Source organism: Bradyrhizobium sp. UFLA05-125 (assembly GCF_059803515.1).
The window spans coordinates 25,376-42,479 of record NZ_JBANBJ010000076.1; the positions used below are offsets into that span (position 1 = coordinate 25,376).

Consider the following 17,104-nt stretch of genomic DNA (forward strand, 5'->3'; position numbering starts at 1 on the left):
AGCACGCACGGCGTGATGCCGCACTCGGCCAGGAAGCCCCTTGCCGGCCGCCATCAAAGTCGCCGATCGACGAGTTCGCCGACCGGCACGCCCAACGTCTGCGAGGGATACTCGCCGAACATCGCGCGGTAGTAATGTGAAAACCGTCCAAGCTCGTAGAAGCCCTGCTGCATTGCGACGGTCGCCACCGTGGTCGTGCCGGGAGCGCTTTCGCGCAGGATCGAGTGAATGGCGCACAGGCGCTTGTGGCGCAGGAAGGTCACCGGTCCCACACCGAATACTTCGTTGAAGGCGCGGTGCAGCGAACGACGCGGCACGCCGAGCGCAACGCAGATCTCCGAGATATGGACCGGACGGGTCCCGGCTTCATCCAGATAATCCTCGACCTTGCGGATGATGCGTCGCGCCGACGGCAGCCGCGCGTTTCCGTCCGGCGGCAATGCGGACAGGACGGTCATTCCCATGCACTCGGCGATCGATCGCTTCCAGAACTCGGCTGATGATTCGGACAGGGCCCCGTTATGCGCGCCGAGCTGGAGTACGATCCGGCTCAGTCGGGACGCGGCGACGTGGCCGACGTCAAGATCGGCGCGAAAGTGATTCTTGTGGCGCCAGCTTTCGGGATCAGCAAGCCGCGGCTCACCTCCGAACATCGAGGCGACCTCGTCGAGGTCGAACCGCATCGCCGCATAGGCGGAGGCGCCGTGGAAGATGCCGTCATGCTCTACCAGCGGGGGCATTACCAGCACGTCGGTCGGCCGCATGTCGAACGACCAATGGTTGACCCTGTCTTCCGCCGTCAGCAGCATGCCGATGATCAGCTTGTCGTCGCTGGAAATCCGCTGCGTTCGCATGCCGACGTTGAAGGAGCCGATGCTGAGCGAAAAGTCACCGATGCCGACATGAGACAACGTGCCGCGCAGCCTGCCACGCCCGAGCTGCATCACGTCGACATGCGTCCCGTGCACAGCCTGGTGCAGCCCTTCAAAACCGTCGAGCCTTCGCGAATCAACTAGTAGATGCGTCCCCATTTCGCCAGCCTGATGCCGAAGCGTGTTGATTCTGCGGCAAGTTGCAGTCCTGCGTCATCACGGCGACGCGACGAATGATTTCCGAAGTTGAGGAAAATCTTCCTTGAAATCCACGTGAAGGAACTTGGGGTTGCGTGGGGTCGATTGGAAAATTTCGCGTCGCGCGCTAACGCGCGGCGCCTGCACGCGACGCGTGCTGGCACGATTTGCACATCACAACGCGCGAAAGTTGGATTAGCCTTTGCAACCTCAACGATATTCGGTCGCGATCTTCCGCCGAAGGCGGATCACGCGCTGCAAGGTGGCTGCGTGCGCAGTGTCGCGCGCGCAGAGCAAAGGAGGAGAGGGCCCATCGGCTTCTCGAACCTCCGGCAGACATGGGAACCCGACCAATGTGCCGTATGAGATGCGCAAGCCGCAACCGTCGAAATCCCCGGACACCATTACGCTGAGGCAGCGGGAACGATGTGGAGTCTGACCATGTTGCGGGCGGGCATGGATCACTGCGTGTGGCGGCCGGACGACACGCGGAGCGGTGAGATGGTGTTCGTCTCCGGCGACACCTTCCTGATGGGGTCCGACCACCACTATCCCGAGGAAGCGCCGAGCCACCGCGTCTCGGTCGACGGCTTCTGGATCGATCGCACGCCGGTGACCAACCGGCAGTTCAAGGAATTCGTCAACGCGACCGGCCATGTCACCGAGGCCCAGATCGTTCCCGACGCGAAGGACTATCCCGGTGCGGTGCGCGACATGCTCTATGCCGGCTCGCTGGTGTTCTCGCCGCTCCCGCGCATCACCGATCTCAGGGATTGGAGCCAGTGGTGGATCTTCATGCGCGGCGCCAACTGGCGGCATCCTTACGGACCTAAGAGCAACCTCAGGGGGCTCGACGATCATCCGGTCGTTCACGTCTCATATAGTGATGCGCTCGCCTATGCGCGCTGGGTGGGCAAGGATCTGCCGACCGAGGCGGAGTGGGAGTTCGCCGCGCGCGGCGGGCTCGACGGTGAGGAATACGCCTGGGGCAACACGCTGACGCCGGGCGGCAGGCACATGGCGAATATCTGGCAGGGAAGCTTCCCTGTCCAGAACCTCGGCGAGGATGGTTTTGAGCGTACCTCGCCGGTCATGGCCTTTCCCCCGAACGGCTACGGCCTTTACGACATGATCGGCAATGTCTGGGAATGGACCTCGGACTGGTGGGCGCCGCGGCATCAAGCCGACGCAGCGAAGCCCTGCTGCATCCCGCGCAATCCGCGCGGGGGCCGGGAGGAGGCGAGCTTTGATCCATGTCAACCCGAGATCCGTATTCCACGCAAGGTGCTGAAGGGCGGCTCGCATCTCTGCGCGCCGAACTATTGCCGCCGCTATCGCCCCGCCGCGCGTCACGCCGAGCCGGTCGATACGTCGACCTGTCATGTCGGGTTCAGGTGCGTGGTGAGGCTGCCACAGCACGAACCCGCTGCAACCCATGGAGTGTTCTTTCAAAGCCGGGAGTAAGAAATGACTGACGAAGCCAAGGACAAGAAACAGACGGATAACGACCAGGCGATCAATCGACGTAATCTTCTCCTCGCAACTTCATCTCTGGTCGCCGCGGCCACGTTGACATCGGATGCGCTGGCACAGGGTCAAAAGGCTGCTCCCGCAACAACACCACCAACCTCGGCGGGGCGCAGGCCCAACATCCTCGTCATCTTCGGCGACGACATCGGTCAGACCAATGTTTCCGCCTATTCCTTCGGCGTGATGGGCTATCGCACGCCCAACATCGACCGGCTCGCCAAGGAAGGCATGATGTTCACCGACTACTACGCCGAGCAGAGCTGCACCGCGGGACGGTCGTCCTTCATCACGGGCCAGTGCACGCTGCGCACGGGGCTCTCGAAGGTGGGCATTCCCGGTGCGACCGTTGGCCTGCAGGCGCGCGATGTAACGATCGCCGAAGTTCTAAAGCCGCTCGGTTACGCAACCGGACAGTACGGCAAGAACCATCTTGGCGATCGCAACGAATACCTGCCGACCCTGCATGGTTTCGACGAGTTCTACGGCAATCTCTATCACCTCAACGCCGAGGAGGATCCCGAGAACTGGTTCTATCCGCGCGATCCCGGCTTCCGCGAGAAATTCGGCCCGCGCGGCGTGCTCCGCTGCAAGGCGACCGATCGCGATGATCCGACCGAGCATCCGCGTTTCGGCAGGGTGGGCAAGCAGATCATCGAGGACACCGGTCCGCTGACGCGGAAGCGGATGGAGACGATCGACGACGAAACCTCGGCCGCCGCTATCGACTTCATCAAGCGGCAAGCGCAGGCGAACATGCCGTTCTTCTGCTGGTTCAACTCCACCCGCATGCACTTTCGAACCCACGTTCGCGCCGATCATCGTGACAAGCCCGGCCTGAACTCGAGGACGGAATATGCCGACGGCATGATCGAACACGATGCAACGGTCGGGACGATCCTGAAGGCGCTGGATGATCTCGGCATCGCCAATGACACGATCGTGCTGTACACGACGGACAATGGCCCGCACCAGAACTCCTGGCCGGACGCCGGTACAACCCCGTTCCGCAGTGAGAAGAATACCAACTGGGAAGGCGCATTCCGAGTGCCGTGCCTGATCCGATGGCCCGGCCGCATTGCCGGCGGCTCCGTCTCCAACGAGGTCGTCAGCGGTCTCGACTGGATGCCGACGCTGCTGGCCGCAGCCGGCGAGCCCGACATCAAGCAGAAGCTCCTCACTGGCTACAATGCCGGCGGCAAGACCTTCAAGGTGCATCTCGACGGCTACAACCAGCTTCCTTATCTCACCGGCCAGGAGCCGGCCAGCGCGCGAAAGGAGTTCATCTACTTCAACGACGACGGCGATCTGGTCGCGGCGCGGATCGAGAACTGGAAGATCGTCTTCGAAGAGCAGCGCGCGCCGGGCACGATGCGGATTTGGGCCGAGCCCTTCACCAAGCTTCGCGTTCCGAAATTCTTCAACCTGCGCTCCGATCCGTACGAGCGCGCCGACATCACGTCGAACACCTACTATGACTGGCTGATGTCGGATGCTGCCGGCGTCATCGTTGCCGGACCGGCGATCGTTAGCCAGTTCCTGGCGACGTTCAAGGACTATCCGCCAAGCCAGCGCCCGTCGAGCTTCAGCATCGATCAGGTCGTCGAGAAGATGCAGCAGAGCTTCGAAGCTGTGCAGAGCAACTAACGGGCGCCATGAGCGGCTACGACATCTTCGCATGGATCGTGCTGATCATCCTGCTCGCAGTGATCGTGCTGGTGATTTGGCTGATGGGCTCGCTGCCCGGGCACGTCGCGAGACGGCGCAGGCACCCTTACGCCGAGGCCGTCAGCGTCGCCGGCTGGATCACGCTCATCTTCGGTTTTGCGCTGTGGCCTGTCGCGTTGATCTGGGCCTATGTCGACGTGCCTACCCGGCAAACGGAGGAGCCGCGGCCATGATGATTGCGCTGATGGCGCTGTATCTCGCGCTGCTGTTCACCCTGGTCTGGCTCGGCATCATCCGCTTCAACACGTTCTGGAAGACGTCGCCGCTGATCGTGCTTCTCTTGCTCAACCTCGGTCTCTTCATCCCGATGGGCTGGGGCGCGCCCCAGGGGCCCGCCATCGTCGTCCGCAACGCGGTCGCCATCGTGCCTGATGTCGCGGGCGAGGTGACGGATGTCCCCGCCGCCGCCAATACGCCGCTGAAGGCGGGCGACATCCTGTTCAAGGTCGATCCCACCCCTTTCGACGCGCAGGTCAAGGCGATCGAGGCGCAACTCAAGCTCTCGGCCACGCGCCTGTCGCAGATGACGACCCTCTATGAGCGCGACGCGGGGCGCGCCTTCGACGTCGAGCAGCGGCAGTCCGAGGTAGACCAGCTCAAGGCGCAGCTTCAGAGTGCACAATGGAACCTCGACAAAACGACCGTGCGCGCGCCGGCCGACGGCTACGTGACCAACGTCGCGCTGCGCAAGGGCGCCCGCGTCGCAAACCTGCCGTTGTCGCCGGCGATGGCCTTCATCGACACGTCCGATACATTGATTGGCGTCGAGATCGACCAGATCGACGCGCGCTACGTCGCGCCCGGCCAGGAGGTCGAGATCACGTTCAAGTTCGTGCCGGGTCATATCTACACCGGCAAGGTCGAGAGCATTTTGCAGGCGATCGCAAGCGGCCAGACCCAGGTCTCCGGCCAGGCCGTGGTGCCCCGGGAGTTCGCGGCTGCTCCTTTCATCGTCCGCGTCAAACTCGACGACGATGCCTTCGCCAAGGCGCTGCCGGCAGGCAGCACGGGAACGGCCGCCATCTTCACCGACTACGTCAAGGTCAGTCATGTCATTCGCCGCGTGCTGCTGCGGCAGGTGGCGATCCTCAACTACATCAATCCATTCTGAGGGATGCACATGAAGAGAGCAGTTTTCGGAGCCATGGCGATGATGCTGGCGACCGCAAGCGTGCATGCGCAATCGTCTTCCCCCGAGGAGCTCGCAAACCGCAACATCCAACGTCGTGCAGTCGAAGCGATGATCTGGGCGATGCCCGCGGTCAACACCGACTTGATGCTGCAGGCGATGCTGAGCAGCACCAAGGCCAAGGTCAACGAGATCGTCTACTGGTCCCGGCCGTCGAACTGGAAGAACCAGACGCTGACGCCCAATCCGGATTCGATCTACTTCATGTCGTTCTGGAATGTGAAAGACGGCCCGATCGTGTTGGAGATCCCGCCGGCACAGGGCGGCTCGATCGCCGGCAACATCGTCACCGTATGGCAGATGCCGCTTGAGGATGCCGGTCCCGAAGGTGCTGACAAGGGGCAGGGCGGCAAGTATCTGATCCTGCCGCCTGGCTACAAGGGCGAAGCGCCCGCAGGCTACATCCCGCTTCAGTCCGACACGTTCAGCGGCTTTGCGCTGCTGCGCTGCAATCTTGCGAGCCATGCCGATGCGGACATCGCGAAATCGGTCGCCTATGGCAAGCAGATCAAGATCTATCCGCTCGCGCAGGCGCAGAACCCGCCGCAGACCAATTTCACTGACGCGTACGATATCCTGTTCGATTCCACCATTCCCTACGACGCGAACTTCTATCGCAGCCTCGATCGCGTCGTGCAGAACGAGCCTTGGCTCGACCGAGACCGGGCGATGATCGACCAGCTCCGGTCGATCGGTATCGAAAAGGGCAACGCTTTCAATCCCGATCAGAAAACCATCGCGATCCTGGATGACGCCGCACATGAAGCCCATGCGCTGCTGTCGCAGCGTTACGATGCCGGTTTTCCTGTCCTCAATCCGGGCATCCGCTGGTTCCCAGCGGCGATGCCCGAAATGGTGAAGGCAGCGAGCGGAGGATATGCCGATCCGAATGCCTATCCGGTCGATGCACGGGGCGTCACCTACACGCTGGGCTTCACCGGCATCAAACGGCTCGGCACGGCGCAGTTCTACTTGATGGCCAACAAGGACAGGGATGGTCAGCCGTTCGACGGCGCTACCACCTATCGCCTGACCGTGCCGGCGAACGCGCCGGTCAAGCAATACTGGTCTGCAACCGTCTACGACCGCGAGACGCACGCGCTGGTGCGCAACATGGCGAGCGCCAGCCGTGCCTCGATCAGCCCCGGCATCCAGAAGAATGCCGACGGCTCGGTCGACGTCTATTTCGGCCCAAGGGCGCCGGACGGCAAGGAAGCCAATTGGGTGCCCACCGATCCCGCGCGCAAATTCGAGCTGCTGTTCCGCCTCTATGGACCGCAGCAGCCTCTGTTCGATCACAGCTGGAAGCTGCCCGATGTCGAGCGGCTCGCGGCGACGATTGGAGGTGTCGCGAAGTAGCCGGTCAGAACCATGGTTTCGAAGGACAGCGTCAAGAGCAAAAAGAGGTCAAGACGATGAGGAAGATGAAGGCGATGTGTTTCCTGATGGGCGCTGCGCTGGCGATTCTGTGCCATCAACCGGCTCAAGCCGAAGGGCCGGCGCCTTACGCCTTCGAGCGCGGCTATCCAGCCGCCGATACGAGCAAGCGCGCGCGCGACGATGCGGACTTCCAGCGGGCGATCATCGCCTATCGATTCTGGTATCCTTCGGTCTCAGTCGAAGGCATCTTCAACGGCAATCGCGAAGCCGGTCTCAAGGACGGCGAGAAGATGGGAATCGCCGCGGCCGGCCCCCGCCAGATAGGCTTCACGCTCAATTCCGACACGCCCTACGGCTCGGCCGTGATCGACGTGACCAAAGGCCCCGTCGTGGTCGAATTGCCACCGGGGCCGTATATCGGCCTCGTCAATGACCACAATCAGGGTTGGGTGATGGATCTCGGCCTTCCGGGACCGGATGCCGGCAAGGGTGGCAAGCACGTCGTGCTTGGCCCTGACTACAAGGGCGAGGTGCCGGAGGGCTATCACGTCGCCCGGTCGAACTCCTACAAGAACCTGCTCGCGGTTCGCGCGCTTCCGGTTGGTGGCGATGTTACGAAGGCAATGGATGCGCTGCGCGCCATCAAAATCCATCCGCTCGGAAGCAGCACCAATCTCGCGGTCGTCGATACCACGAAGGAGAAGATGGACTCCTCTTCGCTGCGCTGGGAGGACAATTTTCAGTTCTGGCAGGTGCTGAAACAGATTGTCGACGAAGAGCCGGTCGTTCCGTCCTTCCTGCCGATGTACGGCCTGCTCGCCGAACTCGGCATCGAGAAAGGCACGCCGTTTGTGCCGGACGCGCGCATGAGGGACATTCTCGATCGTGCCGCAAGGGCTGGACGCGATCAGATGCTGGTGTCGGCCTTCGACAGCGCGCGCGCCGATCGCGTCAACTGGCCCGACCGCAAATGGGAATGGGTCGGCCTGACGCCCGGCAGCGCGCAGTTCGAGACGTCATCAGGGATGGACCTCGAGGCACGCGATCGCTGGTTCGCCCAGGCGATCGTCACCTCGCCGGCGATGTTCCGCCGCTCGGCCGGAGCAGGTTCGCTGTACTGGATGAGCGTGCGCGACGACACCGGCGCATTTCTCGACGGGGCCAAGAACTACAAGCTCGCTATGCCGCAACCGGTACCGGGAAAGTTGTTCTGGTCGATTACCGTCTACGACACCCAGACCCGCTCGCAGGTGCAGACTGATCAGGATCGCGGCGCGCTGCGCTCGATGTTTGAGCTCAGCGATATCAAGGGCACGGTGCCCGCTGATCTCTTCTTCGGCCCGGACGCGCCCCAGGGCAACGAGTCGCACTGGATCAAGACGCCGCCGGGACGAGGCTGGTTCGCCTACATCCGCATCTACGGCCCCGAGGAAGCCGCTTTCGACAAGAGCTGGAAGCCCGGCGACTTCACCGAGGTGAAGGCCGGCACGATGGGGAGCGCGACGAAGTAAGCGTATGGGGAGGGCAGGTTGCCCGCTGCCACGCGGTTTGGTGGATGAAACGATGGGAACGAGGAGACACGATTTGACCGGAAAATACAAACGGGCCGTCCTGGCAGCCGCGTTCGCAGCGACGAGCTTGGCCGCGCCTCAACGTGCTCTCGCCGATTCCGGCGGCGTCAGCTTCTGGCTTCCCGGTATCTTTGGCAGCCTCGCCGCTGCGCCCACGGTGCCGGGCTGGGCTTATTCGACGATCTACATCCATCTGCAGGCCAATGCCGGAGGCGGGCAGAACTTCGTCACCAGCGGCGGTGTGCCGGGCTCGGTGGCCGCCGGCATCAATGCGCACGCCGACGTGCTCGTTCAAGGCATCACCTACACGTCGCCGATGCCCGTGCTCGGTGGGCAGGCGGCCTTCACCGTGCTCACGGCGCCCGGGAACGTCGGTGCGGGCATCGATGCCTCTCTCACCGGGCCGAGAGGGAACACCATCTCAGGAAGCAAAACGGACGATCGTACGACACTGACCGACGTATTCTACCAGGGCACCTTGAAATGGAATCAAGGTGTCCACAATGAGATGGTCTACGTCACCGGCAACATTCCGAGCGGCACCTACGATGCGAGCCGCCTGGCAAACCTCAGCTTCGGTTTTCCTGCGGTCGATGCGGGCGCCGGCTACACCTATCTCGATCTGAAGACCGGGCATGAGTTCTCGGTGGTCGGGGGGCTGACATACAATTGGATGAACCCGTTCCTTCAGTACCAGAACGGCATTGCTTTCCATGTCGACTGGGCGGCCTCGCAGTTCGTCAGCAAGAACGTCCATCTCGGTGTGGCGGGCTACTTCTTCCAGCAGCTCACCGACGATAGCGGCCCGGGGGCGAAGCTCGGCGGTTTCAGGGGCCGCGCGATCGGCATCGGTCCGCAGATCGGATTCATCATTCCGCTTTCGGAAGGCTACCAGGGCTATCTCAACGTCAGGGGCTACAAGGACCTCGACGTCGAGAACCGCCCCAAGACCTGGACGGCGTGGGTCACCTTCTCGGTATCGCCGGCGGCGCCGGAGCCGGCAGCAACGAAGCCGATCGTGCGTAAATATTAAGGAGGGGGCACGAAGTTGTTCGCGGACCAGTCCGCTCGCCCGTTCCGGATCGGCTTCCAGGCGTCGATCATCGCCGTGTTCGTCGCCGTGGTTCTGATCGTTGGGCTCACGCTGGTTTATTTGAGCTTTGCGCGCGTCACCTCCATCACCCGGGCGGCGGCGAGCAGCTTCATCGAGAAGGCGGCGCAGCTGAGCGCCGATCATATCGACGAGAAATTCAAGACGGTGCGGGATAATCTCGAGATGCTGGCAGGACTGCCGTCGGTCCAGAGTGCGAGCATCGCGGACAATCCGCGGCTCTACGCTGTTCTGGCGTCGATGCTGCGCAACAATCCACAGCTCTTCAATCTCTATGTCGGCTATGATGACAGATCGTTCCTCGAGATGGACGTCATCGACCGCGCGAGGCCTGCCTTCAGGGAGAGCCTCGCCGTCCACGACGGCGCGGCTTTCCGGCTCGTCCTGATCGTGCCCGGTGCGCCGTCGCGAACGACTTTCCTCTCCGAAGCGCTGGTCGCGGTGGCCGAACGTGCGGGGCCGGCTGACTACGATCCACGGCTGCGGCCCTGGTACGTCGAGGCATTGGGAAATAACCAGACGCTCCTCACCGGGCCTTACATCTTCTACGCGACCGGCGAACCCGGCTACACGCTGCGCGCGCCGCTCAGACAGGGGCGGATCGGCGTCATTGCCGCAGACGTGCTACTCACCCGCTTCGAGGAGATGCTGGCGGAGCAGCGGCTCGGTGAATCCGGATTGACCTTCCTCTTCAATGACGCGGATCGGATCGTCGGCCATCCCGACATGCGTCGGCTGGTGAAGGATAGGACCGGGGCCGGCAATGATCTGCCGGCGCTGGACGCAATCGGGCTTCCCGGCCTCGTTGCCACGGTTCGCGCATGGCGCGCCGGTGCGCCGGCGCAGCAGTTCTTTGCAGGGCCAGCGGGACGGAGCTACGCCGTGGCGTTTCATCCGATCAGGAGCACGGGTGCAGCCGACATCAGGCTCGCCGTGATGGCGCCGCCCGATGAGTTCTTCTCCCGGATCATCGCCGAGCGGCGGGCGCTGTTCGCGCTGGCGATCGCCTTCGTCGGTGCAACGCTGCCGTTTGCGTTCTGGCTGGGGTCTCTGATGGCGTGGCCCTTGCGCAAGCTCGCGCGCGAGACCGACGAGATTCAGCGCTTCGAGATCGCCGAGCGCCCGCGCGTTCACTCGATCATCGCCGAGATCGACGAGCTCGGCCGTTCCGTATTCACGATGCGCAGCGTCGTGCGCAGCTTCGCGAGCTTCATCCCGCGGCAGATCGTGCGCCAATTGATCCAGGCCGGATCGTCGCTCAGCCTCGGCGGGACGCGGCGCGAGATCACTGTGATGTTCACGGATGTTGCCGATTTCACCGCCAAGACCGAACGCGCCGACCCCTCGCGCGTGATGATCTATACGTCGCGCTATTTCGCGGCGCTGTCGTCCATCGTCATGGATCACCACGGCACCATCGACAAGTTCATCGGCGACGCCGTAATGGCGTTTTGGAATGCACCTGCCGACGATCCGGACCACGTCAGGCATGCCTGCCGGGCGGCCCTTGCCTGCGTCGGCCGCAGCGCGGAGTTGAACGAGACTTTCGCCGCGGAAGGATGGCCGGCTTACGAGACACGCTTCGGTCTGCATACGGGAGACGCGGTGGTCGGCAATATCGGCTCGTCGGATCGCATGAACTACACCGCGCTCGGCGCCACCATCAATCTTGCCGCACGTCTCGAGCAGCTCAACAAGAGCTACGGCACGCAAGTGCTGGTCAGCGAGGCTGTGAGGGAACGCTTGGAAGCCGATTTCGTGTTTCGCAAGGTGGATCGGATCAGGCCGAAGGGGTTTGCGCAGGCCGTGACCATCTTCGAGCTCAGATGCGAGCGCACAGGCGACGTCGCCGCGGAATTGGCCTTCTGCCGGCGCTGGGACGACATCGATCGGCTTCTGGAAGAGGACCGGCCGGCGGCCGTGGCCGACATCGCCGCGTTTCTCCGGCAATACCCGGGCGACGGCGTCGCCCAATTCCACGTCCGCCGGCTCGCCGCGATAAGCGGATCGTCCATGGGCAGGACGGCGTCGGGCTGAAGCTTCGAAGGCCGATCGCTTCAATCATTTCGCGCTCCAATCGGAATGGCTGCAATTTGTCGAGCTGAGTTTCGGAAGCGTTAACCGTGGTGGAACGGCCGTGCGATCGGCCATTGTCGCGCCGCAGACTTGGTAGCAAATACGCGCTACTCCTATTGCGAGTGCCTTCCATGCTGAAAGATGGCAAATACGCTGCCTGGTTCAGGACCTCGCATGGTCAGGGGACCGGGATCGTGCACCTCTTGCAGGGCCGGATATCGGGCAGCGACAGCTTCTTCACATATGGCGGCTCCTACCAGGTCGATCAGGATCGCTTCACCGCCGTGCTGACCACTCGCCGCCATGCTGATGGCATGCCGACGGTGTTCGGTCACGACGAGGTCGAGGTCAATTTGTCCGGCGTCTGCACCGGCGCAATGGCGAGATGTTCCGGACGCGCCAAAGAAGCGCCTGACGTGCTGTTCGAGGCGACGCTGATTTACAGCCAGGATGAGGTGCCCGCGATGGACAAGTGCGCTGTCGTCAAGCTCAAGCCGGACAGACTGCCAAAGGCGATGGATAGCCGTTCGCGCCCGCGCCCGTTTCGCACGCCCGGGCCGCCGAAGAGTCCGCAGGCTTGATGCCGCTTTTCGCGGCAGCGAGATTGTCGCATCCCGCGAATATGCCGCTTCATGGGAAAACCTCACCTTTTTGGTTGCGGAAGTCATCACTTCGGATTTTTCCCGTAACGATTCCGGGAGCCTCCCTCATCGCGTCAAATTAAACTAAGTATCAAACGCTGATCCTCGACGATGCGAAGATCGCGAGAGCGTGATCAGCTTGCATTTGATAAATATGTTTGACGAATACTGGTTGCCGCTCCTACACTCGCAACCAAAATAAGAGCGGGAGGAAACAAATGCGGTGGCCTTTGGCATCGCGCAGCGTCGCTGTTGCGGCCACCACTCCCCGCATCCCCTTCACTATCGCCAAGCCCAACCAGGAACAGATCGTCCTCCTGATTACGATCGTGCTGCTGATCGTGTTCGGCTTCACGCTGAACGGCTTTGCGACCATTTCCAACCTGCTCAATCTATTGCGAAGCATTTCCATCCTCGGCGTGCTTGGGCTCGGCATGGGGCTGATCGTGATCAGCCGCGGCATCGATCTCAGCGAAGTTGCTACCCTGGCGGGCTGCTGGGCGATCGCCCTGATCGAAATGCAGCGCGGCATGCCGGTCGGAGTCGCCGTCCTGCTGGCGCTTGCGATCGCACTGCTGATCGGTGTGATCAACGGCGTCATGGTCGCGTTCGTGGAGGCGCCGCCGTTGTTCGTGACGCTTGCTGCGGGCTTCGTCATCTATGGCCTTGCGTTCTGGCTCGCGCCGGCCTGGGTGGTCTATGCGCCGAAGGACGCACCGGGACTGATGTTCGCGGGCGCCGGGCGGCTGTTCGGCATTCCCGTGCCCATCCTGGTGTTTGCCGTCTCGGCGATCGCGATGCACCTGTTCCTGTCGCGCACCTCGATCGGCCGTTTCATCTACGCCCAGGGCGACAATCCGGAAGCGGCGCGGCTGAGCGGCATTCCGTTGCGGCCGCTGATCGTCCTCGAATACGCGCTGGTCGCCTTCCTCGCCTGGCTTGCCGGCCTCGTATGGGTCGGCACGACGGGCAGCATGCAGATGGCGATCACGCAGGGCACCATGATCTTCGACGTCGTGCTGGTCGTCGTGATCGGCGGCATCAGCCTGATCGGCGGACGCGGCAGCGTTTTCTCCGTCGTGGTCGGATGCATCCTGATCGGCACCCTGCTCAACGCCTTCACCATCATGGACGTCAACAGCGAGGTGCAGAACATCATCAAGGGTGTGGTGCTGCTTGCCGCCATCGTACTCGACAACTTCCTGCATCCGCGGGACGAGGAGACGGCACGGCAAGGTGACTGACGAGGAATGCCGGTCAACGGCATCCCGTCTCGACAATCAACAAACAGGACGAGGAGGATCCCATGAATAGAAAGTTCTGGACGATCGCGGCGGCAGGTGCGGCGCTCGCTGCGCTGCCGATGTTGGTAGCCGCGCAGGAGGAAGGTGGCACCAAGACCGCGCGCGAACTTCGCGCATCCTACGACAAGGCGCTGCAAGGAAAGACGATCGCATACCTGCCGATCGCGCTCGGCGTTCCCCTCTCCGATGAATGGGGCCGGGTGGTGCAGGAAGAGGCCGAGTGGCGTGGCATGAAGTTCATCGTCCGCGATCCCAACAACAACCCGTCGGCGATGCAGCAGGCCCTGACGGCGTTGGTTGACCAGAAGCCCGACGTGCTGATCGTGCAGAATCCGAGCGTCACGCTGCTGATGAAGGATCTGAAGCGTGCCGAGAGCCAGGGCACGCATGTCATCCAGATCAACATGTCCTCCAACTACAAGTCCGGTGCCTTCGTCGGCGCCGACTGGCGCGAGATTGGCAAGATGCTTGCGACCGAAGTGGTCAAGGCCTGCGGCACCGGCTCCGGCAAGTCCGGCAAGGTGCAGATCGTGCAGGGTGAACTGACCGCGGCGGCCAGCGTCGATCAGGTCGGCGGCATCATGGAGGTCCTGAACAAGGACACCAACATCAAGGTAGTCTCGAACCAGGCCGCAAACTGGGACGCCAACACCGCGCTGAACATCACCGCTACGGTGATCCAGCAGCATCCGGATCTCTGCGCCTCGATCGGCTTCTGGGGCATCATGGAATCCGGTGCGGCGCAAGCGATCCGCAATGCCGGCAAGATCGACGACGTCAAGGTGTTCGCATCAGGCGAAGGCTCCTCGCTCGACTGTGATCAGGTCAACTCCGGGAATTTCTACAAATTCCTGAGCTACAAGGCGACAGAGCAGGGCCACGACCTCATGTTCGCTGCCGAGACGTTGCTGATGTCCGGCGACAAGGCCGGCACGCGAAACCTCGAATACTACACGCGCCCGATCTGGCTCGATAAGACCAATGCTTCAGGCGCCAACTGCTTCGCACTTCCCAAGAAGAGCTGATCTGAACGTTGGCCGGCGTGCACCGTCGCACGCCGGCTGCTTGGGAGTGCCATGATCATGTCGACGATCGAAGCCTTTGCCGAGTCCCTTACAATGTCGGCGCGGCGGTTTTCGCCCCGCCTGCTGCTGTCCGAGCTTTTGCTGAAGCAATGGTTCGAGCCGGTCGTGCCGTTCACGGTGATGATTGGCTTGTGGCTCTATTTCGCGCTCACGATTCCGGACTACGCCTCGGTGCAGAACACGTTGTCGCTGCTCCGGCTGTTCGCCGAGTTTGGCTTCGTGGCGCTCGCAATGGGATTTTGCCTGATCAGCGGCGGTATCGATCTGTCGGTCGGCGCGATCTTCGCTCTGTGCAATTTCGCTGCACTGTTCTTCCTTCTGGTGATGGAGTGGCCGGTCGGTCTCGTCGTGGTGGCGACCCTTCTGGCCGGCGCTGTCCTCGGCAGCATCAACGGCGTCCTGATCGGCTTTCTGAAGACCCGGCCGTTCCTGACCACGCTGGTGACGCTGATCATCCTGCGCGCCTCGGTCAACCTTCTCAACACCGGCTACGCCCAGGTGTTTGCAACCAATTCCGTTGACAGCGATGCCTGGGATTTTATCGGCAGCGGCAGCGTGCTCGGCATTCCCGTCAATGCGGCGACGCTATTCGTCGTGCTGCTCGTTTGCCACATCTTCCTGTCGCGCTCGCGCTACGGCTGGCATCTGACGGCGATCGGCGCGAGCCGGAAGGCCGCGCGGCACGCCGGCATCCGCGTTCGGCTGATGCTGTTCCTGACCTACGTGCTGTCGGGCACGCTGTGCGCGGCGAGCGGCATCTTTTATGCCGCACGGCAGGCCAGTACGGATTCCACGACCGGCGTTGGCTGGGAATTCCAGGCGCTGACCGCGGTCGTGCTCGGCGGCATCTCGCTCGCCGGCGGAAAAGGCACGGTGTGGCGGGCGATGATCGGGGCGTTGATCATCTTCCTTCTCATCAACGGCCTCGTGCGGATGGGCATCCCCGGGTATGTCACCTCGGCAGTGACGGGCATGATCCTGCTTGCCGCCGTCGGCATCGACGTCAAATGGTCGAAGAACCGCGGTAAGGCGATTCAGAAGATTTACGTGAACCCCGCTTACGTGGCGTTGGCGCCGGCGCCATCAGTGCGGCCGGGTACGGCCTCGCCCTATGCCCAGAACGACCGGCTGATCCGCGCGCAGGCGATCGGGCTCGACCAGGTCGAGGGTCCGGAGGACGTCATCGTCGACCGTCAGGGCCGCGTCTACGGCTCGACCCGCGACGGCAACGTGATCCGCTTCTCGGGGCCGAACTTCGAGACGCGCGAGGTATTCGCCCATATCGGCGGCCGGCCGCTCGGCATGCAGTTCGACCGTGACGAGAATCTCATCGTCGCGGTGGCAGGTATGGGCGTCTACGGGATCGCGCCAGACCAGCGCGTGTTCAAGGTCACCGACGAGACCAATCGCACCTGGTACAAGCTCAACGACGACTCCCGCCTGCGCATGGCCGACGACCTCGACATCGCGCCGGACGGCAAGATCTATTTCAGCGACTGCACGACGCGCTACGAGATGACGACCAGCACGCTCGACATCCTCGAAGCACGGCCCAACGGCCGCGTGGTCTGCTACGATCCCTCGACGAAGACGACGCGCACGATCATCAACCATTTCTATTTCCCGAATGGCGTTTGCGTCTCCCATGATGGCAAGTCTGTGCTGATCGCGAGCACCTCGCTCTGCAAGGTGTTCCGCTACTGGATCGAAGGACCGAAGAAGGGAAAGACCGAAGTCCTGATCGACGAACTGCCCGGCAACCCCGACAATATCAATCGCGCCTCCGACGGCACCTACTGGCTGGCGCTGGTCGGTATCCGAACGCCGACCTTCGATCTGTCCGTGCGCAAGCCAGGCTTCCGGCTGCGCATGGTCAAGCAGGTGCCTGCCGACGAGTGGCTGGGGCCGGCGCTGAACCATGGCTGCGTGCTGAAGTTCAACGAGCGGGGTGAGGCGCTGGAGTCCTGGTGGGATCCGACGGGCATCTCGCATTCGACGCTTACCTCGATGCGCGAGCACAAGGGCTATCTCTATCTCGGCGGGCTCGAGAACAACCGTATCGGCCGCATCAAGCTCGACGGTGTCGACGAGAGCTGGACCGGCTATGACGCCTATTGGGGCGGCAAGAGCAGGGTGACAAATTAGCAATGGGGCTTTTCGATCATCTCTTGCGCGACATCCGCAGCGTCATCGATCGCGATGGCGGCCGGAACGCGATCCCGCCGCTCGACGGCGCGCTCAGCCCGAACGACCGGCTCGATGGCTGCACAGTGATCGGCGAGCCGTTGCCTGGCGTCGACGATGTCGTCGCGGCCGAGGACGGCGCGATCTACGTGTCTGCTGGGAAGCGGGTTCTGAAGCTCTCGGGCGATGATCTGTCGACACGGACGCTGGTTGCCGAGTTCGAGGGTGAGGCGGGTGG

13 protein-coding genes and 1 pseudogene are annotated in these 17,104 nt (G+C 62.7%); 13 read left to right on the plus strand and 1 reads right to left on the minus strand.

Annotated elements, in window-relative coordinates:
* Positions 1-53 precede the first annotated feature (53 nt).
* Positions 54-1,031, minus strand: a complete 978-nt coding sequence (locus tag SO156_RS38010; protein WP_498538367.1) for a helix-turn-helix domain-containing protein — start codon at positions 1,029-1,031, stop codon at positions 54-56.
* A gap of 480 nt (positions 1,032-1,511) precedes the next feature.
* Between SO156_RS38010 and SO156_RS38015 the strand changes: the two genes are divergently transcribed.
* From SO156_RS38015 to SO156_RS38075, 13 genes and pseudogenes are all read left to right on the plus strand, one after another.
* Positions 1,512-2,534 (plus strand): formylglycine-generating enzyme family protein, encoded by a 1,023-nt coding sequence (locus tag SO156_RS38015; protein ID WP_498538368.1) that lies wholly within the window; start codon positions 1,512-1,514, stop codon positions 2,532-2,534.
* Between the two features lie 3 nt (positions 2,535-2,537).
* The gene (locus SO156_RS38020) at positions 2,538-4,244 is read left to right on the plus strand and encodes an arylsulfatase (protein ID WP_498538369.1); all 1,707 of its coding nucleotides are present in this window, start codon (positions 2,538-2,540) and stop codon (positions 4,242-4,244) included.
* 8 nt (positions 4,245-4,252) lie between these two features.
* Positions 4,253-4,498 carry a DUF3302 domain-containing protein gene (locus SO156_RS38025; RefSeq protein ID WP_458148196.1) on the plus strand — a complete coding sequence of 82 codons (246 nt, stop codon included), beginning with the start codon at positions 4,253-4,255 and terminating at the stop codon, positions 4,496-4,498.
* Complete coding sequence (locus SO156_RS38030) at positions 4,495-5,436, plus strand: HlyD family secretion protein (RefSeq protein ID WP_458148197.1); 942 nt, start codon at positions 4,495-4,497, stop codon at positions 5,434-5,436. The genes SO156_RS38025 and SO156_RS38030 overlap by 4 nt, the downstream gene beginning before the upstream one ends.
* Positions 5,437-5,445: 9 nt before the next feature.
* The gene (locus SO156_RS38035; RefSeq protein WP_498538370.1) at positions 5,446-6,873 is read left to right on the plus strand and encodes a DUF1254 domain-containing protein; all 1,428 of its coding nucleotides are present in this window, start codon (positions 5,446-5,448) and stop codon (positions 6,871-6,873) included.
* Between the two features lie 56 nt (positions 6,874-6,929).
* Positions 6,930-8,405, plus strand: coding sequence for a DUF1254 domain-containing protein (locus SO156_RS38040; protein ID WP_498538371.1), 1,476 nt, complete (start codon positions 6,930-6,932; stop codon positions 8,403-8,405).
* Positions 8,406-8,457: 52 nt separating this feature from the next.
* The gene (locus tag SO156_RS38045; RefSeq protein ID WP_458148200.1) at positions 8,458-9,498 is read left to right on the plus strand and encodes a SphA family protein; all 1,041 of its coding nucleotides are present in this window, start codon (positions 8,458-8,460) and stop codon (positions 9,496-9,498) included.
* A 15-nt stretch (positions 9,499-9,513) separates the two neighbouring features.
* On the plus strand, positions 9,514-11,613 hold the full coding sequence (locus SO156_RS38050) for an adenylate/guanylate cyclase domain-containing protein (RefSeq protein ID WP_498538372.1): 2,100 nt from the start codon (positions 9,514-9,516) through the stop codon (positions 11,611-11,613).
* Between the two features lie 170 nt (positions 11,614-11,783).
* Positions 11,784-12,233 (plus strand): hypothetical protein, encoded by a 450-nt coding sequence (locus SO156_RS38055; RefSeq protein WP_458148203.1) that lies wholly within the window; start codon positions 11,784-11,786, stop codon positions 12,231-12,233.
* 278 nt (positions 12,234-12,511) lie between these two features.
* On the plus strand, positions 12,512-13,537 hold the full coding sequence (locus tag SO156_RS38060) for an ABC transporter permease (protein WP_498538373.1): 1,026 nt from the start codon (positions 12,512-12,514) through the stop codon (positions 13,535-13,537).
* Positions 13,538-13,599: 62 nt separating this feature from the next.
* On the plus strand, positions 13,600-14,622 hold the full coding sequence (locus tag SO156_RS38065; RefSeq protein ID WP_498538374.1) for a sugar ABC transporter substrate-binding protein: 1,023 nt from the start codon (positions 13,600-13,602) through the stop codon (positions 14,620-14,622).
* Between the two features lie 57 nt (positions 14,623-14,679).
* Positions 14,680-16,827 carry an ABC transporter permease gene (locus tag SO156_RS38070; protein WP_498538375.1) on the plus strand — a complete coding sequence of 716 codons (2,148 nt, stop codon included), beginning with the start codon at positions 14,680-14,682 and terminating at the stop codon, positions 16,825-16,827.
* 2 nt (positions 16,828-16,829) lie between these two features.
* Positions 16,830-17,104: pseudogene (locus SO156_RS38075) on the plus strand (hypothetical protein); the annotation flags it as partial.